The sequence below is a fragment of the Streptococcus sp. 27098_8_66 genome, assembly GCF_041431945.1.
GTDB lineage: Bacteria > Bacillota > Bacilli > Lactobacillales > Streptococcaceae > Streptococcus > Streptococcus dentalis.
In genome coordinates, this window is the sequence record NZ_JAPVYS010000009.1 from 44809 (window position 1) to 69155 (window position 24347).

Here is a 24347-nt window from a genome sequence, read left to right on the forward strand (position 1 = left end):
ATGATCAATTGAAGATAAAAAAAACGACCTCCTAAAAAGTCGTTTTTTTGTTATTAGAAGCGAATTTGCTCCCGAGTTTTTTCATACGAAGTAACAAAGCGATCTGTCACGCCAGCTTCTACCATTTCCAAAGCATCTGAGATCACCTTAAAGGAAGCTGCATAGTCATATTCTCTTTCGAAAATATAAAGGGATTCATCAAAGGCAGCTTGCACATGATCATCAAATGAACGGTAACGGTTCGAGTATTGCAATAACTGCTCGGTTAAAGTAGCATTTTGTACAATTCGATAAGTCGCTTCTTCCAATTCATTCATATCATTTGTCAAAATATCTAACAAACGATTGGTTGACTCGATGTTGATTTTATCCCCTTCCAACTCATCCATCAAAGCCTCTGTATTGTTGCTTGCTGTGAAGAATAATTCCAAGAATTCTTGAGGGATTCCTGGCAAGTTTCGCTTGTCCATATAGCGTTTAACGGCATGCAAACGGTTGGCATAGATGTTAACTTTTTGGCGAGCATTGGCATCGTCTTTTTCAACTTTTGAAAGGGAATCACTCAAGCCGATTTGCTCATCTTCGATTTCTTTCAAGCGAGCCTCAATAGCTTCTAACTCTTCTTCTACGATAGAATAAGCTTTTTGTGTTTCAGATGAATCTTTCAAGGCATCTTCTACCACATTTTCTTGTGAAGATAGCTCAGCTTCCAACTCTTTTAACTGTTGGCTGAAGCTTTCATTCAAGACGAATGTTTTACCAAGGCGTTCCACTTCTGCTGCAAGGTTGCTATTGTTATCTTTTGCGTGTTTCAAATAGCCAGGCAGTTGTTTCACTAACTTCTTCACGACTTTTTGTGATTCGATTTCACGAGTAAAGATGTGATACAATGCATCGATTTCTTCTTGAATTTGTTCATTTTCGTAAATGGCATTGTCCAATTCAAGGGCAGATACATTTGCCATATTGTTCTTCAAGGAAGCATGCAACTGTTGGAAACGAGATTCAATATCTGTTTCAGTGAAGTGGTATCCAGATTCCAAAAGCTTGCGGTAGCCACTTTCCAAATCCTCTAATTGATCAGGAAGTTTTGCTTGAAGAGCAGTGACAATTTCTGGCACACGCTCAACAATTTGTTTTAAGGCTACAATATGATTTTCAGCTGTATCAAGGATTTCAGCCGCTTCAACAGGGTCACCTGAAGAATTCAAGGTTACAAATTGTGAAAACTCAGATTGAATATTTCCAATTTGTTTTTCAATTTCAGGAAGCGCACTGCCATAACGATCTGGGTCTGAAGTGACTTCTTTTTGAAGTTCTTCAAACATATCCAAGGCATGAACCACACGACCGCTATTCTTTTGTTCCTGCTCTTCCAGATCAGAAAGGGCTTTGCGAATCGCCTTGATATCTTCGTCGATCAATTGGATCTGACTTTCGATATTGTCAATGGCTTGTTTAGCCTTCATGAAACGGAAAGAATTGTTATAGCCTTCCGCTTCAAACAGATTGTTTTCAATATCAGCAAATGAATTTAAGGATAAATCTACCCATTTTTGATTCCATTCACGAAATGCAATTTGACTTTGACCAATCAAATGCATGTTTTTTACGGCCTCTACTTCATCGTTGACCGGAAGGTTGTATAACTTTTCTTTTCGTTCTTCCAGTGCTGCCAGTAAGGCTTCATTTCGTTTTCTCAAAATGACTGCAACCACATATCCTACAATCAAGATAAGGACGACAATAAAGATGAGAACAATTAGTCCACTAGACATATAAAAACTCCTTCATCGTATTACTTGAACGTAATCCTAGTAATTATACCATAAAATATCCATTAATGGGAAGCGTTCGGTGAATTTTATACATCGAGTGTACTATATTCAGCGTTTTCTTCGATAAATTCACGACGTGGTTCCACGCGGTCCCCCATCAACATATCAAAGATCTTATCTGCTTCCGCAGCATCGTCTACTGATACTCGTGCCATCAAGCGGTGTTCTGGATTCATGGTTGTTTCCCATAATTGGTGATCATCCATTTCTCCAAGACCTTTATAGCGTTGGATGGTTGGTTTTGAGCGACCTTCTGAATAACGTTCCATAGCTGCAGCTAATTCAGCTTCTTGGTTGGCACCAGGTTGGATATATTCTTTGATTTCACTACCGACTTTGACCCCATAGATTGGTGGTTGCGCAATATAAACATATCCCGCTTCCAAGACTGGTTTCATATAGCGATAGATCAAGGTCAATAGAAGGGTTCGGATATGAGCACCATCGACATCGGCATCGGTCATGATGACTAATTTTTGATAACGCGCTTTTGTAACATCAAATTCGGCACCAAATCCAGTTCCCATAGCAGTAAATAAACTACGGATCTCTTCATTGGCTAGAATTTTATCCATACTGGCTTTTTCAACGTTCAAGATCTTACCACGGATTGGGAGAATCGCTTGGAATTCCCGATTTCGACCAGATTTTGCAGATCCTCCGGCTGAATCCCCTTCGACGATAAAGAGTTCTGTTTCTTGTGGATTATTTGAAGAGCAATCTGCCAATTTACCAGGTAGGTTGGAAATCTCAAGCCCTGATTTCTTACGGGTCACCTCACGCGCTCGCTTAGCAGCTACGCGAGCTTTCGCCGCTAAAATCCCTTTTTCGACGATTTTCTTAGCAATTTGCGGATTTTCCAAAAGGAAATCAGAAAAGGCATCACTAAAGAGTCGATTGGTAATCTTAACAACTTCTGAATTTCCAAGTTTGGTCTTGGTTTGTCCTTCAAACTGTGGATTTGGATGTTTAACCGAGATCACTGCTGTTAAGCCTTCTCGAACATCTTCCCCAGTTAGATTGTCTTCGTTTTCTTTTAAGAGTTTATTTTTCTTAGCGTAATCATTGATCACACGAGTGAGAGCTGTACGGAAGCCCTGTTCATGAGTCCCACCTTCATGGGTATGAATGTTATTGGCAAAACTCATGACCGTCTCATGGTAGCCTGTGGTATATTGCATAGCCACTTCAACGGTAATATCATCCATTTCACCATCTGTGTAGATTGGTTTTTCAAAGATGACATCTTTGTTTTCATTGATGTATTCGACGTAACTAGAGATCCCACCTTCGTAGTGGTAATGCTTTTCTTGCTCCAGGCCTTCTCGCTTATCCGTCAAAGAAATACGCAAGCCACGATTCAAAAAGGCTAATTCTTGAATCCGTTTATTTAATTTTTCAAAATCATACTCGGTGGTTTCCGTGAAGATTTCTGGGTCTGGAATAAAGTGGACGGTTGTCCCTGTCCGATCTGTCTCCCCGATGACTTTCAAATCATCCACAACGTGTCCACGTCGATACTCTTGGTAATGGATACTGCCATTTTTATAGACGCGAACATCGAGGGATGTGGAGAGGGCATTCACGACGGATGACCCTACCCCGTGAAGACCACCAGATACCTTGTAGCCGCCTCCGCCGAATTTTCCTCCTGCGTGAAGTACGGTAAAGACAGTTTCGACGGCAGGTCGACCTGTCTTTTCTTGGATATCCACTGGGATCCCACGACCATCATCGACAACCGTGATCGAATTATCTGCTTCAATGAAAACTTCAATATGGCTAGCAAAACCAGCTAAGGCTTCGTCAATCGAGTTATCTACGATTTCCCAGACCAGGTGATGAAGACCTTCTTTTGAGGTAGAACCAATATACATTCCCGGACGCATCCGAACGGCTTCTAGTCCTTCCAAGACCTGAATCTGACTGGCATCATATTCTTGTGCTTGATTTTCTTGCTGTTTATCCTCTGTCATAATTTCCCTTTTCTATTCAAATATAAACTGGTGTAAGTGTGGCATGGAATCAAATAAATAGGTCGAAAGCCCTGCAGCCTTTCCAGCTTCTATATCGATCGGACGATCTCCGATGACCAGACCGTCTTGAATACCATATTTTTCCTTCAAATAAAGCATAGAGGCTGGGTCTGGTTTTCGAGGAAAGCCCTCGTCTGCCGTTACAATCTCCGTAAAGTAGGGTGCAATGCCTGTCTGTTCAATAAGGGTCAAAACTTGGCGATCCCGATGAGATACCAAAAAATGGCGTCCTCCATGTGCTTGGATCTCTTCTAATAACTCTTTTGCTCCCTCAAATAAGACCGGCTCTTGCAAGCCCAAGGCTTCTTTTTTCTTGTATTCCGTACGAAAATTGGAAATATGAGGTGCAAAGGTTTGAATTGCATCCTGTGTTGAGATTTTTAATGCTGCATAAACAGAATCATGATCGGCTTGAATGTGAAAGTCCTTCAATGTCGCTACAAAGGCATTTGTGGACGTTTCGTAATTATCCAATAGCGTCCCACCAAGATCCCATATAAAATCATGATAATTCATAGTCAATATTATACCACAAATGGACAAAAAAAATAAGCTAAAACCCTCATTTAGGGGGGATTTTAGCCATTTTTTACGGTCATTTCATTTTAAATCATAGAGAAGTCATTTTCCGTCATAGAATGTAAACTTTCACCAGAAAATATGGTGTCCAAAAGAGCAATTTAAAGCATCTCCAAAGACATCTTGATAGAGCATTCCTTGACGAAGGCTTTGGGCATCTCCTCCAAACTGTTCTACCAAGGCATAGGCTAAGGCAAGCGCAGTTGAAGGTCCACGACTGGTCAAGAGATTCCCGTCTTTCACCACTGTTTCTTTCTGATAGTGCCCATCTTGAATCTCCTCTTCAAAACCATCGTAACACGTATAGTGTTTATCTTTTAAGAGACCGGCACGCGCCAAGACAATTGGTGCTGCACAAATCGCAGAGATGATTTTTCCCTTCCTACTTTCTTCTTGAAGGGCTGCAATCAATTCCGGATTATCCCGCAAATTCGCAGCTCCTGGCATCCCACCTGGTAAGAAGATTCCATCATAATCTGACAGGTCCCCATTCCAGAGGCGATCGACTTCCACTGTGATCTGGTGAGAACCTGTGACCGTTTCTTCCATCCCAACGAGGTCACAGTCGATCCCAGCCCGTCTCAAAACATCGACAATGGTCAAGGCTTCAATTTCTTCAAAACCGTTTGCTAAAACCGTTGCTACTTTTTTCATTTTCATTCCTTCTTTCTATCTATTGCGCCTTTTTAAGGACTACTTTTTTACGGATTGGAGGCCCTACTTCTGGCTCTTTCTTTTTGCTACTATGATTATATATTGAGAGGACCAGACCAATCCCAATCAGATTACTAATAATAGAGGACCCACCTTGTGAGATAAAGGGGAGGGGAATTCCCGTCAAGGGAAGAAGACCCGTTACCGCTCCGACATTTTCAAAAATATGAAAGACCAGCATCATAATAAATCCAATGGAAATATAGGTATAAAATTGGTTATTGGACTGGAGGGTAATTTTTAAAATGCGGTAAATCAGGGTCACATATAAAATCAACAGCACCAGAGCTCCAACAAAGCCAAAGTCTTCTGCTACTACTGTAAAAATCATATCACTTTCCCGTACGGGAACCAATAAATTGGAGACATTAAAACCTTGCCCAAAGAGGCCACCACTTGCAATGGCTAGCTGTCCTTGCGCCTGCTGGTAGGTGGTGGTTTGTGCATAGTCAAAAGGATTTAACCAGGCTAAAATACGGTTCATCTGGTAGGTTGGCATCCCTAATTGTTGGTGCAGAAAAGCCCGTCCCCCTTCTGAAAGAAAGAGGAAGAGAAAGCCTGCTAGCCCACCTGCTAGAAGCAAGATGATCGGCAAGATAATTTTCCAGGAAACTCCTGAAACGAGCACTAAGCCCGCAAAGATTGCCAAGAATACTAAGGCCGTTCCCAAGTCCTGCTGGAGAGCCAATAAGGCAAATACCGGAATCGTATAGATGGTCAACTCTAGAATCAAAAACCAATCTTGTCGTAATAATCTCTCACGCCCCTTATTTCTTTGCAAAAATCGGACAATAGAGCGTGACAGCATCAGGATGAAGGGGATCTTCATAAATTCTGAGGGCTGAAACAAGGTGATGTTCCCATAAGCCACCCAGTTTTTAGCTCCTGTTGAAGCTACCAAGTTGGGATTATAAAACACAAGAGGAAGAACCATCAAGGCTAGGCCAAGCAGGTAAAGAAAGGGAGTGATTTTCCAAAGAAATTTCGTGCTAAAAATCGTCACAATCAGGCAAATGACACATCCCACACCAATCCAGGCCAATTGCTGCCCTAAAAAAGGCCACACCATTTGGGGATAATCATGAGAAACTGCCACATAAACGGATAAGATCCCTATTATAAGTAGGGTGAAGACAATTCCAATGATCGAATAATCCAGGTGGATCGTCCAAAAATGATTTTTCTTCATTCACGTTCCTTTCTGTGAGAATCATCAAATTAATTAATAGAACAACATCTGTAGAATCAAGCTAGATCCTGCCACACAGAACCAAGCAATCAAACCTACCAGAAGGGGGGCTGCTCCTGCCGCACGGAACTGTTTCCAAGAAACCTTGCTTCCGATTCCAACCAAGGCCATGGCCATAAAGAGGTGAGAAAGGTCATTTAGGTAAGGTAGGACCACTTTAGGTACCAGGCCAATAGAAGAAAGAATGGAAGCCACAATAAACCAGATAATAAACCAAGGAATAATTTTCTTTAACATTCCTTTGTTTCTTCCTTGTTGTTTACTCCGATACCATTTTAAACCGATCAAGCCCAAACAAACTGGTACAATCATCAGGGCGCGTGTTAACTTAACAATTGTAGCCATTTGCCCCGCTGCTTTACTGTAAGAAAATGCTGCTGCTACAACAGATGACGTATCGTTAATGGCTGTTCCTGACCAGAGGCCAAATTGGAAATTAGACATATGCCATAAATGCCCTAATACTGGAAAGATAAAGACAGCCAAAATGTTGAAGAAGAAAATAGTTGACATAGATAGGGCAATTTCCTCTTCGTCTGCTTCAATGATCGGCGCTGCTGCTGCAATAGCAGATCCACCACAAATAGCTGTACCAAACCCAATTAAGGTCCGTAGATGAGATTTCAGGTGGAAGACTCTCCCAAAAATAATAGCTGCAAGAAAGGCAACGGTTATCGTTGGCAGACTAATCTTTAAAGAAGACAAACCTGTAGAGGCAACTGTCGCAATGGGCAAGCTAAATCCCATGAAGATAATCGAATACTGCAACAATTTCTTACCGGACCAGTTCAAGCCTGGTCGTGAATTCTCCGGCAAATCCACAAATTCATTAAGGACAATTCCTAAAATTAAGGCAAAAACACTGGAGCCAATAATGGGAAAGAAAGTTCCCAACAACATAGCACAAAGTGCCAGTACAAATGCAATTGCAAGTCCAAATCCTTTATTTTTCATTTTCTCAATTCCTTTCAAAAAAGTCAGCTGCTTGCTCAACAAGCCGCTCTCTCAATGTCGTGTGAAGGGGCAACACTTGTTGCAAACCATCCAAAATTTGTTTTCCATATCGCTTGGTTACCACCCGCTGATCTAATAAAAGCACCAAAGATTCCTGATCTTGAAAACGGCTGGTTCTCCCAATAGCCTGTTTTAGCCTTAAAATCGCGACTGGAAGACTATAGTCGTAAAAGGGATTTTTCCCCTGTTCTCTGAGTTTTGTATTCAGCTTTTGAACCATATAATCTTTAGGATTGTCAAAAGGAAGGCGCGTGATGATTTGAATCACTTCTTTTTGTTGGGAGAAATCGACTCCCTCCCAGAAGCTTCCTGTTCCCAATAAAATGGAGCTTTCTCCTCGGTCAAATCGTCGCTTAATATTGGCTGCATCCCCATTTCGATACTGGGCCAAGTGAGGAAACTTCAAGGCGTTTGACGTCTCCAGTAACAATTCTTTTGAAGTAAACAAAAGAAAAATTGGCTTTCGTAAAGGAAGGAGTTCACCGACGAGCTGACAAATCTCCCCTGCGTATTCCACTGAAGATAAAGAAACAACATCTGGAAAATCAATCGGCACCAGCAATTCCTGGTGTTGTTTGACTGTTATCGGTACCCGATAGATTTGCTGCTTTTGATATCCTAAAAGAGCAGGTAAATGCACTTTTTTACTGATAGCGATCGTCGCTGATACAAAGAGCACGGTCACTTCTTCAGGTACAAATTCCTTAAAGGATAGTAAGTCCTCCACTCCTCCATGGAGACGAAGAATCTGGTGGCTTTCAACCACTTCTTTGTCTATCCAAAAGGTTTGGTAGCGCTCATCAAACAATTCTCTTAGATTCTCTAGAGATTCGTTTTTTAATTCCGATACATCCTGTCGAATTTTTGCCACTGTTTGATCTGATAAGATCGCTGTTTTTCCTTGTACAACTTCCTTAGAGCAGGCATTTAATTCAAATTGAATACTTTCCAGCAACCGTCGCTGCAGAAGATCTTTTTCCTCTTCGATGGCGTGTTGCAAGCCTAGAAGAAGAGATTGCAAGGTTTCTTCTCTCTGTGAAAACTGCTCTAAAGCAAAGAAGAGTTTTTGCGCTTCATCCACTACCAGAACAGATTCTTGAAGTAGACTCTTATCATCCTCTAGACGAGTTAACAGATAGGCATGATTGGTCAGAATTACCCGGCTGGTTTTCACTTTTTCCTGGCCGAGGCGCCAAAAATCTTCCTGATAAAAAAGTGAACGCTTCGACAATTGGCCATCGTGGCAAATGTCAGCTACAAAATGAAGATGACGATAGAGTTGGCCAATTTCACTGAATTCTCCCGTTTCCGTCATGGTCAGCCAAACCAACAGTTGCATTTTAAAGCGTCGAATCATCCCATTATCTGACTCACTCTGTAAGGCCTCATAAAATTTATCGAGTTGGATGTAATCCTTGGGACTTTTCAGACTATGAAAGGGAATTTGGAAAAGATCTTGGATGGTCTTTCCTTCCTTCTTCATAATTTGATCCTGAAGAATTTTAGTGGGAACACTGACAAGAATGCGCTTGGAGGTTTTCGCCAAAAGCGTTAATAGATAAGCGTAGGTCTTCCCAATACCAGTTGGCGCTTCAATAAAACTCGGAAGTGGTTGTTGCAAACTATTCTCGATATAGGCAACAAATTCTCTTTGCTCCGGATAAGCCTCCATTCCCAACAGCTGCATATTGAGTTCAAACTGTTCAGACAAATGACGACTTTCTAAAAACTGCTGTTGCTTTCGCAGATAGAGACCATGAACTTCTACTAAATGAGCTGGTAAAAAAAGGCTACTGTCTTCAAGCGCATCTTCTATTAAGAGTCGTGATTCATAAATCAAACAATCTGCCATCGAAAGAAGTTTTTCGATCAATCCTCTTGGTAAGCTCGCAATTTTCTCTCTCAATTTCAACAGCAGCTGGGCTGTTGCCATAGCATCCGCTAGAGCGGAGTGAGCATGGTGCAACTCAATTTCCAGTTCAGCCGCAAGCGCTCCTAAATTGTAGCGTTCTAAAGTCGGATAGAAAATTTGAGACAATTCAACCGTATCAATCCGAGGAGTCGTTAGCTCAAATCCTTCCCAAAAGAGGGCTTCTGCCAATAAATTTGCATCAAATTTGACATTATGGGCCACAAAGACGGCATCTTCTATTAATTCAAAAATTTCTTTTGCCACTTGTGCAAACTCTGGTGCTTTTTTCAAGCGAGCATCTGTCAGGCCAGTCAATTGTTTGATATGCTCATCCAATCGTTCATGGGGATTCACATCCGTCTCATAGGATTGCGTAATCCTCCCATCTTCGATGATGACAATCCCAACCTGAATGATTTTAGCATTGCTTCCAGCACTGGTCGCTTCCAGATCCACAATGGCATATTTCCGTTTCTGTCTTGTCATAATACTTAAAATTATATCACGTTTGAGCAAGCTCTGCAGATTTTTTTCTCCTTTCAGGCTGACTTCAATCCTGTTATTTTCCTCGCAATTTGATACACTATTCTAGAAAGGAGTCCTTATGAAAATCTATCGTACTGTTAATCCTATAGCTTATGAAAACACCTACTACCTTGAAAATGAACACTCCCTTATTCTTGTCGATCCAGGTAGCGACTGGGCGGCTATTCAGAAACAAATTGATCGCATAGGAAAACCGATTGTAGCAATTCTTTTAACCCATACACATTACGATCATATTATGAGTCTTGAAAAGGTTCGTCAGACCTATCATTTCCCACCTGTTTATATCCATTCAGCAGAAGCCAGTTGGTTGTCTTCTCCTGTCGATAATTTATCTGGTTTGGATCGGCATGCAGATTTAGAAGATGTTGTATGCAAGGAGGCCGACTTCCTTTATGACATTCGCTCCGATTACCAAATAGCTGATTTCCACTTTTATGTTCTGGAGACACCAGGCCACTCTGCAGGAGGGGTCTCCATCGTCTTTCCTGAGGATCACCTGGTTCTATCTGGTGATGCCCTTTTTCGCGAAACCATTGGACGGACCGATCTTCCGACAGGGAACGCGGCACAGTTGCTTAGCAGTATCAGAGAAGAGCTCTTTACCCTTCCATCTTCCTACACTGTCTATCCCGGTCATGGCCCTGAAACTTCTATTGGTCACGAGAAGATGTTCAATCCCTTCTTTAGACAATCCTAAAGAATCCTTATCATCCTTCCTGTCCTCATAAAAGTAGACAAAAAAAGCAAGTGCGAACTTGCTTTTTTATTATATCTTAAGAAAACGTCTCATGGAGATTGAAGAACCAATCGCTCCAATCAAAATTCCTAATCCAAAGAGGCCACCGACCATGATCGGTACCAAGAGATGAGGACTATAGAGATACAAGTTTTGGTCTGCCAAGTTATTGTTCATAGATGTATAGACAACATTATAAACATAGAAGACCAAAGCTGAAGGAACCAAGGCTCCCAAGAGACCGATCCAAGCACCTTCTAAAAGGAATGGTGCACGAATATAGCCATTTTTTGCTCCTACCAGTCGCATAATCTTAATCTCACGACTACGTGAAATGATGGTAATCCGAATGGTATTTGAAATCAAGAAGACTGCGATGAAGATCAATAAAGCTACACCAATCAAGCCCCAGTTTCTGATGAAGGTTCCAAGGGCGAACAAGCGTTGGGTATCGACTCCACCATCTTTAACCTCAGAAACTCCTTCAATTTTTTTGGCATCAGCCGAAACTTGCTTTACATATTTAGGAGCTGTTGTCTCTACATAATAAGCATCATAGAGAGGATTGGCATCTCCATCAAAAATCTTCCAGTTGTTCCCAGCCGTTTTGATCAGTTTATCATACTGCTCTTCCTTGCTGGAAAAATCAACCTTGTCAACATGTTTCATGGCTGTCAGAGCATCGTAGACCTTATGGTAGTTTTCATTGGTCACGGTTTGACCGTCTTTTTCAATCTGCTCGCTCTGATCTTGAATATCCTTGCGCATGTATACTACAACCCGCACACTGTTTTGAATATCATCTGAAAGCTTGATAGTATTGGCAATAACTGAGGCGAAAATAGCAACCAAGCTAAGGGTAATCATAACCGAGCTGACCGCTGCAATCGTCATCCAACCATTTCGTTTCAAGCTTTTAAGCGATTCGATTAAGTGTCGGAAAAATCTTCTAATCATCGTATCCGTACTCTCCTTCCGCTTCATCACGCACTACACGACCATTTTCAATCGCGATGACACGGTGACGTAAAGTATTTACAATCTGGCTATTGTGGGTCGCCATCAATACTGTGGTCCCTTGCAGGTTAATCCGCTCCAAAAGATTCATGATTTCCCATGAATTATCTGGGTCCAAGTTACCCGTTGGCTCATCCGCAATCAAGACTTTCGGATTGTTGACGATCGCACGAGCAATCGCAATCCGTTGTTGCTCTCCCCCTGACAATTCATTCGGGAATGAGCGGACCTTGTGTTTCAATCCGACAAGATCCAAAACTTCCATAACACGCTTTTTAATATTGCGACGGCGCTCACCGATAACTTGCATAGCGTAGGCAATATTTTCATAAACGGTTTTCTTTGGAAGCAATTTATAATCTTGGAAGACCACTCCTACATTGCGTCGCAACATAGGAATATCGCGTTTTTTGATTTTATCCAAATCAAAATCAGCTACTTTCAAACTTCCTTTATCGTGTTTGACTTCACGGTATAAAAGTCGAATAAAGGTCGACTTCCCTGCACCAGAAGGTCCTACGATGTAGGCAAATTCTCCTGGTTCAATTTGGACAGAGACCCCGCGAAGGGCCGTTGTCCCGTTGTCATACTTTTTGACAACATCTTTCATTTCAATCATTGACATGTAATGAAATTCCTTTCATTCTTTTCTGGTTGATTCCCTCGAGGTTATTGGAGACGCCATTTAAGGTAGGCATCGATAAAGCCATCGATATCTCCATCCATCACCTTGTCCACCTGCGCTACTTCGTAGTTGGTCCGGTGATCCTTAACCATGGTATAAGGGGTAAAAACATAGGAGCGGATTTGACTTCCCCAGGTGATTTCTTTTTTATCCCCTTTTAGAGAATCTACTTCTGCTGCTTTTTTCTCTTGCTCTAATTGGTAGAGTTTAGCTTGCAACATCTTCATCGCACGATCACGGTTCCCGTATTGGGTCCGATCCACGGTGGATGCCACTACAATCCCTGTCGGAATGTGGGTCAAGCGCACCCCTGTAGAAACCTTGTTGACGTTTTGTCCACCAGCTCCTCCAGAGCGGAAGGTGTCCATCTTGATATCATCATCACGAACTTCGACTTCAATGGTATCGTCTAATTCGGGCATGACCTCAACAGATGTAAAGGAGGTATGACGACGTTTAGCGGAGTCAAATGGAGAGATTCGAACCAAACGGTGTACCCCCATTTCAGATTTCAGAAGACCGTATGCATGTGGCCCTTCAAAGGATAGGGTTACAGACTTGATTCCAGCCTCATCTCCAGCCTGATAGTCCAAGACTTCAACCTTGAAGCCATGAGCATTCCCAAAACGAGTATACATCCGAAGAAGCATGTCGCCCCAGTCCTGAGCTTCTGTTCCTCCTGAACCTGGGTGGATTTCTAGGATGGCATTATTATTGTCATAGGGTTCAGACAATAGCAAGGTCATCTCATAGCTGGTCATACGTTTATCCAGCTCCTCCAACTTCTCGATCAATTCTTCCTTGACCGAATCGTCTTCTGCCAAAAAGTCCAGTAAGATTTCTGACTCATCAAAGAGATCCACCATTTGATGGAAATTTTCATAGGTCTGCTTGAGTTCATTTAATTCTTGAGATGTCTTTTGCGCAGCAATGTTATCATCCCAAAAATCAGGTTCTGTCATTTTATTTTCTAAAATGGCAATTTCTTCTTCCAATGCCTCTAAGTCAAAGAGACCCCCTGAAAGAAGCTAATTTTTCACGATTTGCGTCAATTTTTTGACGAATTTCTGAAATGTCCATAAGTACCTCTTTCTATGTATCTAGTCTATTATATCATAACCTTCACTATTTGCCCACCTTCCAATATTGGATCTACTGGTTGACCACTGCCAAGCCAGCTGATTTTCAGCATTTTTTCTATTCATTTGTAACCTAATTGTTAGAAAAAAAGATCCTCTTATGCTAGACTGGTAGCATGACAACAGTAGCTTTTATGTCCGATTTACATATTGATTCAAACAACTTCGGCAAAGAAGAATTAGAGACCCTGATCACTCTTTTCAAGGACAAAAAAATTCAACATCTCCATATTGCAGGAGATATTGCCAATGGCTTTGAAAAGACCCCACAGGAATTTTTAGACCAACTTCAATGTCACCTTCCAATGACCTTCAGCTTGGGAAATCATGATATGCTGGGCCTATCAGAAGAAGCCATAAGACCTTTTGAATTTCAAAAGATTCCCTTCTCCAATCATACGCTTCTTGCTTTTTCGGGCTGGTATGACTACAGCTTTGTTCCTACCGTCTCTCCCCAAAAACATCTCCAAACCAAGAATCTATTTTGGTTTGACAGACGCCTCCAACGAATGGGATCCGATCCAGCCATTACCCAACGTCTGTTGCAAGAGCTGGAACAAGAGCTCATGCGTATAGATCAACCCTTGATTATTGCTATGCACTTTGTGCCTCATAGTCAATTTCTCCTGCGCTACCCTTATTTTGAACGCTTCAATGCTTTTCTAGGGAGCCAAGCCTTTCATGAGCTTTTTCGGCAATTCCCTGTCAAAGATGTCATATTTGGACACAGCCACCACCGAATTTCAGATAGGACAATCGACACCATCACCTATCATGCCAGACCTTTAGGCTATGTCCGAGAATGGGAGCTTTGCAAACAATTTTTCGAAGCTTTTCCTGAATATGATTTTCCAAAACGATACGATCCCTACAAACGCTATCGCAGAATCAAAGACCTCCCCGAATTTAAAGCATACAAGAAAAAACAGCTCGCTCATGAATTTTCTCAAGCCATGACCATCCTTGAACTATAAAAAAATTGGTCCCTTCGGAACCAATTTAGAATGTAGACAAACTATTTTAAAGTAAAATAAGTTAAGCGATTCTGCAAAAAAATAAATAAGTTCCAATTTTTAAATCGATCGAGAAAATACCGAAACTTTCCGCTGTGAGAAAAGTGCCTGAAACAATAACATTTCAGGCACTCGGAATTATTGAGACCCTAGGCTCAATAATTAGTCATGGAACTTCGAAGAAGTTCGCTGACATCCGTACTCACCTAAGGAAAGTTTTTTATATGACTTTGTTTTCAATCTGAATTGGTTCCTTCGGAACCAATTTTTTATTACTCTTCTGTATCCAAGAGATTTTTTGCAACGATTGCAGCCAGAACACCACCGACAATTGGAGCCAAGATAAAGATCCAAATTTGTTGAAGGGCTGCACCACCAACAAAGAGGGCAGGTGCCAAGCTACGAGCTGGGTTAACAGAAAGTCCAGTAATGTTCAAACCAACAAGAATAATCAAAGTCAAGCTCAAACCGATCACAAGACCAGCGATCTTGCCATTACCTTTGGTAGCTGATGTCACTGTCATGATGACCAAAATAAAGATAAAGGAAGCAATTACTTCAAACAAGAATCCGCCAAATGGAGTCACACCCTTCGCTAGGGCGTTTTCACCAAGACTAGCTGTTGACATACCTGAATTTGACAAGAGGAAGAGAACTGTTGCAGATGCGAGAACCGCCCCCACTACTTGAGCTGCAATATAATTAACCAAGTCCTTTGAAGACAAGCGTTTGTTCACAAACATGGCAATCGAAACAGCCGGGTTCAAGTGGGCACCAGAAACAGTCCCAATTGAGTAAGCTGCTGCAACAATGGATAAACCGAATGCCAAGGCAATTCCTAAATGTCCCAGACCTTCTGTCCCATTTCCAAAAACAACTGCGCCAGTCCCGATAAAGACAAGCATAAATGTGCCGATTACTTCAGCAAAAAACTTTTTCATAACTAAGTTTCCTTTCTTCAAACTGTTGACTAGTTTATCAAAAATCTACACGTACCTCAAGAAATATGCCCAGTCCATTTTGCCCGCAAAAAAAGCCATCCGGAGATGACTTCTTTTATATTTAAATGGCGTTTTTATCTTTTCCAAGTGCACGTTGAACGGCTTTAACAATCTCAACAAGAACAACAATCAAGAGCGAACCAATCATAACAGCTAACCATTGTGTCAAGCTTAAATGAGACACATGGAAGAGTTTGTTAAATCCAGGGATAATGATGGTCGCCATCAAGAGAACAAAGGCAACTGGAATCGACCAGTTAAAGGTCTTGTTCTTGAAGAGTCCCACTTTAAAGATGGATTGGTAAACCGATTTAACGTTAAAGGCATGGAGCAATTGGATCAAACCAAGAGTTGCAAAGGCCATGGTCAAAGCATCTGCATGGATTTCGGCACGAGTCGCATGTTCTGGAGAGAGTAAGGCCCAGCCATAAACACCAAGAACTAGCATGGTTTGGAAGATTCCTTGATAAAGAATGGCTCCAAAGACCCCACCGTCAAAGAAGTTAGATTTACGTCCACGAGGTTTGTGGGTCATGACACCGGGCTCAGCTGGTTCCACACCAAGAGCGATGGCTGGAAGAGTATCGGTTACCAAATTGATCCAGAGAAGATGCACTGGTTGCAACACATCCCAACCAAACAAGGTTGCAAAGAAGATAGTGAAGACCTCAGCCATATTAGCAGACAAGAGATATTGGATGGATTTTTGGATATTTGAGAAGACCTTACGTCCTTCTTCAACCGCTACGATAATAGTTGCAAAGTTATCATCGGCAAGGACCATATCAGATGCTCCTTTAGAAACTTCTGTACCTGTAATCCCCATACCGATACCGATGTCAGCTGTCTTAAGTGAAGGTGCATCGTTGACCCCATCACCCGTCATAGCGACAACCTTACCTTCATTTTGCCAAGCTTTAACGATGCGAACCTTGTGCTCAGGTGATACACGTGCGTATACAGAGTATTGCTTGAAGACTTTTTGGAATTCTTCATCAGTGAGTTCATTCAATTCAGCACCAGTGAAGACATGGTCTTCTGTATCATTTGGATCGATGATTCCGAGACGTTTGGCAATAGCTTCAGCTGTATCTTGGTGGTCACCCGTAATCATGATTGGGCGGATACCTGCTTCTTTAGCGACACGTACAGCTTCTGCAGCTTCTGGGCGCTCAGGGTCAATCATGCCGACCAAACCAGAGAAAATGAGATCAGACTCAACGATTTCAGATTCCAAGGTTGGAATTTCATGGCTTGTCTTATAAGCCATCATCAAGACACGAAGGGCTTGTTTAGCCAAGTCTTTGTTGGTTGCAAGGATAGCATTTTTATCCTCTTCTGTGATTGGACGAACTTCCCCATTGACTTCAATACGAGTCACGCGCTTGAGCAATTGATCAGGAGCACCCTTGACAGCGATAAAGTAAGAACCGTCTGCTTCCTTATGAATGGTAGACATGAGTTTACGGTCTGAGTCAAATGGCAATTCAGCCACACGTGGCTCATCCTTCAAGACTTCACGAACATCAAAGTTGTGGTCCAAACCAAACTGTACAAGAGCTGTCTCCGTTGGATCCCCAATCAGCTTGCCAGATGGGTCCACCTTAGTGTCATTGGCAAAGTTCATGATACGTAGCGTATTGTTGTTAGCAGCAATTTCAGATGCCGAGCTTTGCAATTGACCGTTGGTATAAACTTTTTCAACCGTCATTTGGTTCATGGTCAAAGTACCTGTTTTATCAGATGCAATGATTTCTGTTGAACCAAGCGTTTCAACCGCTGGCAATTTACGGACAATCGAATTACGTTTTGCAAGGGTTGTAGTTCCCAAAGATAGAACGATGGTTACAATGGCAGGGAGACCTTCTGGAATAGCTGCAACCGCAAGGGCAACCGCCACCATCAAGCCTTCTAATGGGTGTTCGCCACGAACAAAGACACCAACCAAGAAGGTAATCACTGCAATCACAATGATTAAGTAAGTCAAGGCCTTAGATAATTGTTCCAAGCTTTGCTTCAACGGTGTCTCTGTCTCGTCGGCATTAGCCAACATATCTGCAATCTTACCAACTTCTGTGTACATACCAGTGTTTGTCACGACACCAATACCACGACCGTAAGTTACGTTTGAGTTTTGGTAACCCATATTAACTCGGTCCCCAATACCAGCATCTGCTTCTACCATTTGAGTAATATCCTTTTCAACCGGTACAGACTCACCAGTAAGAGCAGCTTCTTCGATTTTAAGAGACGCCGCTTCAAGCAAACGCATATCGGCAGGCACCACATCTCCAGCTTCAAGCAAGACGATGTCCCCAGGCACCAATTCTTTTGAGTCAATCTCAATAACATGACCATCACGACGAACACGAGCCATCGGGCTAGACATATTTTTCAGAGCTTCAATGGCTGCTTCTGCTTGCCCTTCTTGGTAAACCCCAAAGGCAGCATTCAAGACTACAACAGCCAAGATGATAATGGCATCCGTTAGACCGTCCATTCCTTCTGTAATCACAGAAAGTGCCGCTGCCGCAAGCAAGATGATAATCATCAAATCCTTAAATTGATCAAGGAATTTAGCTAGTAGGCCACGTTTCTCTCCCTCTTCCAACTCATTACGACCATAAGTCGCTAAGCGTTCTTGAGCTTGAGCAGTTGACAAGCCTTCAATTGAAGAGTCCAATTCCTTTAGAACTTCTTCTTTACTCTGTGTATAAAACAAAGCTTTATTTTGTTCTTTTGACAAAATAATTTCCTCCTTATAGCTTTCTACTAGGTCTCTTTTGCACAAAAAAGAGACCTGTTTGAAAAAACAAGTCTCGCCGTTTAATATAGTGCCGGAAATAATTTCGTAATGACGACACTATCGCGGAAAACCGCCAGCTACTCCCTTGAGTGGTTTTATTATACCATTTTTATAGAATAAAGCAAGCGGGATCTCTAATAATTTAATGAGGATTATTCTTCCCATTCCACCAGTAATTGATAATCGGCAAATTCCTGTTCTCCATCGAGAGTTAACAAGCGATAAGAGACTTGCAAATGACCTGCTTCTAATTGAAAGAGGTCTGTTGTAATCAAAAACTGCTGAATGCCCATCGGAGTTGGGATGATTGCCCCACCATCTTCATTTTTGTAGAAACGCATGATGGATTTAGGACTTGAGAATCGTGTCATGACCAATTCATCATTGGAAAATTTCAAAGCAACCTTTTCATCTTCTTCATTGGTATACAAGAGATATTGAAAACCTGCTTTTTCCTTCCATTCACCTTGATAGTACTGATCAACGATTTCCATTTCTTCTCCAAATCGAATGGTATTTTGAATGCGAATCTGCATCTTTGTCTCCTTCTCTTCTTTTCTTGCCTTACTATTCTATCAAATTTTACGCATTTTGACTGCCCCTATTAGCCTCTAGATCGCAAAATAGGCTTTTTTTTGCTATAATAGACCCATGAATGAAAAAGTCTTTCGCGATCCCGTACATGATTACGTTCATGTGGATCATCCCATCATTTATCAATTAATTAATAGTAAAGAATTTCAACGACTACGCCGCATCAAACAACTGGGGACATCTGGTTTTACCTTCCACGGTGGGGAGCATAGTCGTTTTTCTCACTGTCTTGGCGCCTATGAAATTTCAAGACGCATCCTGTCCATTTTTGAGGAAAAGTATGCAGAGCAATGGAATTCTGATGAAAACTTACTGACCATGACAGCCGCTCTTCTTCATGACATTGGACATGGTGCCTATTCCCATACCTTCGAAGGACTCTTTGGGACCGATCATGAAAAAATGACCCAGCTGATCATCACCAGTCCAGAGACGGAGGTCAATCAAATCCTCTTACAGGTAGCACCTGATTTCCCAAATCGTGTAGCCAGCGTCATTGATCATACCTATCCCAATAAACAAGTGGTACAATTGATTTCTAGTCAAATTGATGTGGACCGAATGGATTATTTACTGCGGGATGCCTACTTTACGGGTGCTTCCTATGGAAAATTTGACTTGACCCGTATTTTGCGCGTAATTCGACCGATTGAAAATGGCATTGCCTTCCAACAAAATGGCATGCACGCTGTCGAGGATTACGTGGTCAGCCGTTACCAAATGTATATGCAGGTCTACTTCCACCCGGCTACTCGTGCCATGGAAGTCCTCCTTCAAAATCTACTCAAGCGTGCTAGAACCATTTATCCAGATCAGAAAGAGTATTTTCAATTGACTTCACCTCGCTTGATTCCATTTTTTGAAGAAGAAGTAACTATCCAAGACTACCTAAATCTAGATGACGGTGTGATGAATACCTATTTCCAAGTCTGGATGGATAGTCCGGATACCATCTTGTCTGATCTTGCTCAGCGCTATATTAATCGGAAAGTCTTTAAATCGATTCTATTTACAGAAGATAAGCGAAAAGACTTAGCAATCCTTGAAAAACTGATTAAAGAGGTTGGGTTTAATCCAACCTACTACACAGCAATTCATCAAAATTTCGACCTGCCCTACGATATTTATCGACCTGAGCTTGAAAAACCGCGTACCCAGATCGAAATGATCCGAAAAGATGGAAGTCTCGCTGAATTGTCTCAGTTGTCTCCACTCGTCGCTGCTTTAGCAGGAACTCGCTATGGGGACAACCGCTTCTATTTCCCAAAAGAAATGCTGGAGGTTAATGGACTTTTCAGTAAGCAAGTAGAGGAATTCACTTCCTATATCTCCAATGATTATTTTATAGGAGAGACGGATGTCCATTAAATTAGTTGCGATCGATATCGACGGTACACTTCTCAATTCAAAAAAAGAGATCACACCTTCTGTATTTGAAGCCATTCAAGACGCTAAAGCCGCAGGCGTTAAAATCGTGATCACAACCGGTCGTCCTATCGCAGGGGTCTCAAAACTTTTAAAAGAACTCCATTTGATGGATCCTGGAGACTATGTCATTACCTTTAATGGCGGTCTGGTGCAAGAAACTGCTACTGGAAAAGAACTCATCAAAGACCTTTTACATTATGAGGACTATCTCGATATCGAGGCTCTCGCAAACAAACTTCAGATTCACTCCCATGCTATTACTAAAGACGGCATCTATACCAGCAATCGAGATATCGGACGCTACACCATTCATGAATCTCAACTGGTCAATATGCCCCTTTATTACCGGACGCCTGAAGAAGTTCGTGAGAAAGAATTTGTCAAGGCCATGTATATCGATGAACCAGACATTCTGGATGCTGCGATTGCAAAAATCCCTAAAGAATTCAAGGACCGCTTCACTATGGTCAAATCAGCTCCTTTTTATTTAGAAATTCTAGGGAAAACAACCAATAAGGGAGCAGCTGTTCTTCATCTAGCTGAACGACTTGGAATCCAGCAAGAAGAAACCATGGCTATCGGAGATGAGGAAAATGACCGCTCCATGTTAGAAGTCGTGGGACATGCTGTCGTTATGGAAAATGGCAATCCAGCTCTTAAAAAAATTGCTACAACTATCACCAAATCAAATGATGAATCTGGCGTTGCATACGCCATTAGAAAGTGGGTATTATAAGAAATGTACCATTACCAGCTAGGAATTTCTGCTAGTGAGCATGATGACTTTGTTATTCAGAGTGACCAAACCAATCTCTTACAAAGCAGCTCATGGGCAAAAATTAAAGATAATTGGGGAAATGAACGGGTTGGTTTTTATCAAGAAGACCAATTAGTCGCTGTTGCAAGCATCTTGATTCAACCCCTGCCACTTGGCTTTTCCATGCTTTACATTCCTCGAGGCCCAATCATGGATTACCAAAACAAAGAGCTAGTTTCATATGTGATCCAGTCCCTTAAAAAGATAGCCAAACAATACAAGGCCTTGTTTGTGAAATTTGATCCAAGTCTTTTCTTGAGTAAACACTTGATTGGACAAGAAAAGACGGAAGCTCCTGCTGTGCAAGCGGTAATCGATACCTTAACAAAAGAAGGAATTGAATGGACTGGCCAAACCAGTGATATGGCAGAAAATATCCAACCACGCTTTCAAGCGAATATCCACAAAGAGTTTTTCACTGAGCAAGATCTTTCAAAATCTACTCGACAAGCCATCCGAACTGCTCGGAACAAAGGGATCCAGGTCCAATTTGGCGGGACTGAATTGTTAGGGGACTTTGCTTCTCTCATGAAAAAGACTGAAGCTCGTAAAAGCATTCATTTACGTGGAAAAGACTACTACGAAAAACTACTCACAACCTACCAAGGACAATCCTACATTACTTTGTCTACGCTTGATCTCGCAGAGCGAAAAACCTCCCTTACAAAAGATCTTGAAAAAAACAAGGCTGAAGCTGAAAAATTCACAGAAAAAACAAAGCCTGGCAAGGTTGAGAACAACCAAAAAGAAAAAGAGCGTATAGAGGAAGAACTGCAATTTCTTGAGCAGCATCTCCAAGCAGGTAGACAGATTGTTCCTTTATCTGGTACCTTAACCCTTGAATTCGGTGGGACGTCTGAAAATGTTTATGCAGGGATGGATGAAGAATTCCGCCGTTACCAACCTGCCATCCTCACCTGGTATGAAACTGCCCAACACGCTTTTGATCGTGCTGCTTCTTGGCAAAATATGGGGGGCATTGAAAATTCACTCGATGGTGGTCTCTATCATTTCAAATCAAAATTTAATCCTGTCATTGAAGAATTTGTTGGGGAATTCAACCTCCCAACCAGTCCACTCTATCCACTTGTAAACAAAGTCTACAAGATCCGGAAAAAATTAAGGAGTAAATAAGTTACATGACTCTTACGACAATTTCAAAAGAAGAATTTACCTCATTTGCAAATACTGTCTCCCATCGCTCTTTTATCCAGTCTGCTGAAATGGCAGATCTGCTTGAAAAGCGAGGAAACACGGTCCAATTTATCGCTTGGAAACAAGAAGATCAAGTCCAAGTGGCAGCGATCTTGTACAGTCTTCCTATGACAGGAGGTCTCCACATGGAAATCAATTCTGGCCCCCTTTACCAAGAGGAAGCTATGCTAGAACCTTTCTATGCAACCTTAAAAGACTATGCGAAAGAAAATGGGGCTATTGAACTCGTTATTAAGCCCTATGATACCTATCAAACTTTTGACAGTGACGGCAATCCAACCAGTGAAGAGCAAACCCATTTCATGGATACCCTAAAAAAATTGGGCTATCAGCATGATGGTTTAACAACAGGTTATCCAGGTGGAGAAGGTGATTGGCATTATGTGAAAGATATGGAGGGTATCACCGAAAAAAATCTTCTCAAGGGCTTCAGTAAAAAAGGAAAGCCACTTGTCAAAAAAGCCAAATCTTTCGGTATTGAACTGAAACGATTAAACCGAGATGAACTGCAACTCTTTAAGGATATTACTTCCTCTACCAGTGACCGTCGCGACTATCAGGATAAAACCTTGGATTATTACCAAACTTTCTATGACAGTTTTGGCGACAATGCAGATTTCATGATCGCAACACTGAACTTCCACCATTACTACACGAATCTTGAAAAAGACCAAGGAAAACTAGCACAGAAGATTGAGAAATTACAGAAGGATCTTGAAGTCAACCCCAATTCAGAAAAAAAACAAAATCAACTTCGTGAATTCTCTAGCCAGTTTGATACCTTTGAGGTGAGAAAGAAGGACGCGAAAGAATATATTGAAAAATATGGAGATCAAGACGTCATTCTTGCAGGTAGCCTCTTCGTCTATATGCCACAAGAATCCACCTATTTATTCAGTGGCTCTTATACAGAATTTAATAAGTTCTATGCTCCTGCTGTTCTCCAAGAATATATGATGCTTGAAACCATCAAACGTGGTATCCCAAGATATAACTTCCTAGGTATTCAAGGAATCTTTGACGGGTCAGACGGTGTGCTTCGTTTCAAACAAAACTTCAACGGCTACATCGTCCGTAAGATGGGGACCTTCCGTTATTACCCAAGTCCTCTGAAATACAAAATGATTTCTCTCATTAAGAAACTATTAGGACGTTCCTAACTCAAAAGACCAGCTTTGAAGCTGGTCTTTTCTACTATAAAAAAGACGAGAAACCTCTCGCCTTTTATATGTCATTATTTAACGAAGTCAAGCAATGCCAAGAAGCTTTCAGCTTCAAGTGATGCACCACCTACAAGAGCTCCGTCAACGTCTGGACAAGCCATGTATTCAGCAACATTTTCAGGTTTAACTGAACCACCGTATTGAACACGTACTTTGTCAGCCACTTCTTGACCAAAGTCAGCAGCTACAACGTCACGAACAACTTTACACATTTTTTGTGCATCGTCTTGTGAAGCAGATTTACCAGTACCGATAGCCCAGATTGGTTCGTAGGCGATTACTGTTGAAGCTACTTGTTCTGCAGTCAATCCAGCAAGAGCAGCTGAAACTTGAGCACCTACGAATTCTGCTGCTTTACCAGCTTCGTAAGTTTCAAGAGACTCACCACAACAGATGATTGGAAGCATACCGTTCGCAAAGATTGCTTTTGCTTTTTTGTTGATGTCTTCATCAGTTTCGTGGAAGTAGTCACGACGTTCTGAGTGACCGATAACAACGTAGTCAGTACCGATTTCTTTCAAAACTTGTGGGCTAGTTTCACCAGTGAAGGCACCAGCATTTTCAAAGTAAGTGTTTTGTGCAGCAACTTTAAGGTTTGAACCTTTAGCAGCAGCAAGTACAGCTGTCAAGTCAACTGCAGGAGCTGCGATGCCAGCTTCAACAAGATCAGCTGAAGGAAGTTTTGATGCTACAGCTTCAACGAATGCTTTTGCTTCTTCTGGATTTTTGTTCATTTTCCAGTTACCAGCGATAAATGGTTTACGTGACATTTCACATACCTC

General features: G+C 41.7%; 20 protein-coding genes. 6 read left to right on the forward strand and 14 right to left on the reverse strand.

Annotation, left to right across the window (positions count from 1 at the left end; genetic code table 11):
• Positions 1-53 precede the first annotated feature (53 nt).
• From ezrA to O3642_RS07400, 7 genes are all read right to left on the reverse strand, one after another.
• Positions 54-1778, reverse strand: a complete 1725-nt coding sequence (gene ezrA, locus O3642_RS07370; protein WP_371605699.1) for a septation ring formation regulator EzrA — start codon at positions 1776-1778, stop codon at positions 54-56.
• Between the two features lie 86 nt (positions 1779-1864).
• The gene (gene gyrB, locus O3642_RS07375; protein WP_371605700.1) at positions 1865-3814 is read right to left on the reverse strand and encodes a DNA topoisomerase (ATP-hydrolyzing) subunit B; all 1950 of its coding nucleotides are present in this window, start codon (positions 3812-3814) and stop codon (positions 1865-1867) included.
• A gap of 12 nt (positions 3815-3826) precedes the next feature.
• Positions 3827-4390: an HAD-IA family hydrolase gene (locus O3642_RS07380; protein WP_003007999.1), complete on the reverse strand. Its 564-nt coding sequence runs from the start codon at positions 4388-4390 to the stop codon at positions 3827-3829.
• A 132-nt stretch (positions 4391-4522) separates the two neighbouring features.
• Positions 4523-5107, reverse strand: coding sequence for a DJ-1 family glyoxalase III (locus tag O3642_RS07385; protein ID WP_371605717.1), 585 nt, complete (start codon positions 5105-5107; stop codon positions 4523-4525).
• Between the two features lie 19 nt (positions 5108-5126).
• Positions 5127-6356, reverse strand: a complete 1230-nt coding sequence (locus O3642_RS07390; protein WP_371605701.1) for an FtsW/RodA/SpoVE family cell cycle protein — start codon at positions 6354-6356, stop codon at positions 5127-5129.
• Positions 6357-6389: 33 nt separating this feature from the next.
• Positions 6390-7370 (reverse strand): YeiH family protein, encoded by a 981-nt coding sequence (locus tag O3642_RS07395; RefSeq protein ID WP_049472428.1) that lies wholly within the window; start codon positions 7368-7370, stop codon positions 6390-6392.
• Positions 7371-7374: 4 nt separating this feature from the next.
• Positions 7375-9828 (reverse strand): bifunctional DnaQ family exonuclease/ATP-dependent helicase, encoded by a 2454-nt coding sequence (locus O3642_RS07400; protein WP_371605702.1) that lies wholly within the window; start codon positions 9826-9828, stop codon positions 7375-7377.
• A gap of 118 nt (positions 9829-9946) precedes the next feature.
• Here O3642_RS07400 and O3642_RS07405 point away from each other — a divergent pair, with 118 nt between their 5' ends.
• The gene (locus O3642_RS07405; RefSeq protein ID WP_371605703.1) at positions 9947-10588 is read left to right on the forward strand and encodes an MBL fold metallo-hydrolase; all 642 of its coding nucleotides are present in this window, start codon (positions 9947-9949) and stop codon (positions 10586-10588) included.
• A gap of 69 nt (positions 10589-10657) precedes the next feature.
• On the opposite strand, the gene ftsX is transcribed toward O3642_RS07405, so the two are convergent.
• The 3 genes from ftsX to prfB all read right to left on the reverse strand — a co-directional run bounded on the left by ftsX (position 10658) and on the right by prfB (position 13409).
• Complete coding sequence (gene ftsX / locus O3642_RS07410; protein WP_042759907.1) at positions 10658-11584, reverse strand: permease-like cell division protein FtsX; 927 nt, start codon at positions 11582-11584, stop codon at positions 10658-10660.
• Positions 11577-12269, reverse strand: a complete 693-nt coding sequence (gene ftsE, locus O3642_RS07415) for a cell division ATP-binding protein FtsE (protein WP_003008021.1) — start codon at positions 12267-12269, stop codon at positions 11577-11579. The genes ftsX and ftsE overlap by 8 nt, the downstream gene beginning before the upstream one ends.
• A gap of 44 nt (positions 12270-12313) precedes the next feature.
• Positions 12314-13409, reverse strand: a protein-coding gene (prfB, locus tag O3642_RS07420) for a peptide chain release factor 2 (RefSeq protein ID WP_100209015.1) whose coding sequence is annotated in 2 segments (ribosomal slippage) — positions 12314-13336 and positions 13338-13409 — 1095 coding nt in all. Because the reading frame shifts where the segments join, the coding sequence is not laid out codon by codon here.
• 175 nt (positions 13410-13584) lie between these two features.
• Between prfB and O3642_RS07425 the strand changes: the two genes are divergently transcribed.
• Positions 13585-14442, forward strand: a complete 858-nt coding sequence (locus O3642_RS07425; RefSeq protein ID WP_303469775.1) for a metallophosphoesterase — start codon at positions 13585-13587, stop codon at positions 14440-14442.
• Between the two features lie 311 nt (positions 14443-14753).
• Here the strand turns inward: O3642_RS07425 and O3642_RS07430 are convergent, their stop codons facing one another.
• The 3 genes from O3642_RS07430 to O3642_RS07440 form a co-directional block, all read right to left on the reverse strand.
• The gene (locus O3642_RS07430; protein ID WP_045759670.1) at positions 14754-15422 is read right to left on the reverse strand and encodes an MIP/aquaporin family protein; all 669 of its coding nucleotides are present in this window, start codon (positions 15420-15422) and stop codon (positions 14754-14756) included.
• Between the two features lie 121 nt (positions 15423-15543).
• Positions 15544-18228: a cation-translocating P-type ATPase gene (locus O3642_RS07435; protein WP_371605704.1), complete on the reverse strand. Its 2685-nt coding sequence runs from the start codon at positions 18226-18228 to the stop codon at positions 15544-15546.
• A 212-nt stretch (positions 18229-18440) separates the two neighbouring features.
• A complete protein-coding gene (locus O3642_RS07440) occupies positions 18441-18824 on the reverse strand; it encodes a DUF1934 domain-containing protein (RefSeq protein WP_371605705.1) in 384 nt (127 codons plus the stop codon).
• A gap of 115 nt (positions 18825-18939) precedes the next feature.
• Between O3642_RS07440 and O3642_RS07445 the strand changes: the two genes are divergently transcribed.
• Genes O3642_RS07445 through O3642_RS07460 form a run of 4 tightly spaced genes read left to right on the forward strand, consistent with a single transcriptional unit; the run spans position 18940 to position 23502 of the window.
• Positions 18940-20250 carry an HD domain-containing protein gene (locus O3642_RS07445; RefSeq protein WP_371605706.1) on the forward strand — a complete coding sequence of 437 codons (1311 nt, stop codon included), beginning with the start codon at positions 18940-18942 and terminating at the stop codon, positions 20248-20250.
• Positions 20240-21046: a sugar-phosphatase gene (yidA, locus tag O3642_RS07450; RefSeq protein ID WP_371605707.1), complete on the forward strand. Its 807-nt coding sequence runs from the start codon at positions 20240-20242 to the stop codon at positions 21044-21046. The genes O3642_RS07445 and yidA overlap by 11 nt, the downstream gene beginning before the upstream one ends.
• Positions 21047-21049: 3 nt before the next feature.
• Complete coding sequence (locus O3642_RS07455) at positions 21050-22261, forward strand: aminoacyltransferase (protein WP_371605708.1); 1212 nt, start codon at positions 21050-21052, stop codon at positions 22259-22261.
• Between the two features lie 5 nt (positions 22262-22266).
• Complete coding sequence (locus tag O3642_RS07460; protein ID WP_371605709.1) at positions 22267-23502, forward strand: aminoacyltransferase; 1236 nt, start codon at positions 22267-22269, stop codon at positions 23500-23502.
• Positions 23503-23576: 74 nt separating this feature from the next.
• Here the strand turns inward: O3642_RS07460 and tpiA are convergent, their stop codons facing one another.
• Positions 23577-24335: a triose-phosphate isomerase gene (gene tpiA / locus O3642_RS07465; protein ID WP_049514632.1), complete on the reverse strand. Its 759-nt coding sequence runs from the start codon at positions 24333-24335 to the stop codon at positions 23577-23579.
• Positions 24336-24347 lie beyond the last annotated feature (12 nt).

Coding starts and splice junctions, on each gene's coding strand:
- O3642_RS07460 (WP_371605709.1), top strand. CDS start 22,267: ATGACTCTTACGACAATTTCAAAAGAAGAATTTACCTCATTTGCAAAT.
- O3642_RS07455 (WP_371605708.1), top strand. CDS start 21,050: ATGTACCATTACCAGCTAGGAATTTCTGCTAGTGAGCATGATGACTTT.
- O3642_RS07395 (WP_049472428.1), bottom strand. CDS start 7,370: ATGAAAAATAAAGGATTTGGACTTGCAATTGCATTTGTACTGGCACTT.
- ftsE (WP_003008021.1), bottom strand. CDS start 12,269: ATGTCAATGATTGAAATGAAAGATGTTGTCAAAAAGTATGACAACGGG.
- O3642_RS07445 (WP_371605706.1), top strand. CDS start 18,940: ATGAATGAAAAAGTCTTTCGCGATCCCGTACATGATTACGTTCATGTG.
- O3642_RS07405 (WP_371605703.1), top strand. CDS start 9,947: ATGAAAATCTATCGTACTGTTAATCCTATAGCTTATGAAAACACCTAC.
- tpiA (WP_049514632.1), bottom strand. CDS start 24,335: ATGTCACGTAAACCATTTATCGCTGGTAACTGGAAAATGAACAAAAAT.
- O3642_RS07385 (WP_371605717.1), bottom strand. CDS start 5,107: ATGAAAAAAGTAGCAACGGTTTTAGCAAACGGTTTTGAAGAAATTGAA.
- O3642_RS07380 (WP_003007999.1), bottom strand. CDS start 4,390: ATGAATTATCATGATTTTATATGGGATCTTGGTGGGACGCTATTGGAT.
- ftsX (WP_042759907.1), bottom strand. CDS start 11,584: ATGATTAGAAGATTTTTCCGACACTTAATCGAATCGCTTAAAAGCTTG.
- O3642_RS07430 (WP_045759670.1), bottom strand. CDS start 15,422: ATGAAAAAGTTTTTTGCTGAAGTAATCGGCACATTTATGCTTGTCTTT.
- O3642_RS07390 (WP_371605701.1), bottom strand. CDS start 6,356: ATGAAGAAAAATCATTTTTGGACGATCCACCTGGATTATTCGATCATT.
- O3642_RS07425 (WP_303469775.1), top strand. CDS start 13,585: ATGACAACAGTAGCTTTTATGTCCGATTTACATATTGATTCAAACAAC.
- yidA (WP_371605707.1), top strand. CDS start 20,240: ATGTCCATTAAATTAGTTGCGATCGATATCGACGGTACACTTCTCAAT.
- O3642_RS07440 (WP_371605705.1), bottom strand. CDS start 18,824: ATGCAGATTCGCATTCAAAATACCATTCGATTTGGAGAAGAAATGGAA.
- ezrA (WP_371605699.1), bottom strand. CDS start 1,778: ATGTCTAGTGGACTAATTGTTCTCATCTTTATTGTCGTCCTTATCTTG.
- O3642_RS07400 (WP_371605702.1), bottom strand. CDS start 9,828: ATGACAAGACAGAAACGGAAATATGCCATTGTGGATCTGGAAGCGACC.
- gyrB (WP_371605700.1), bottom strand. CDS start 3,814: ATGACAGAGGATAAACAGCAAGAAAATCAAGCACAAGAATATGATGCC.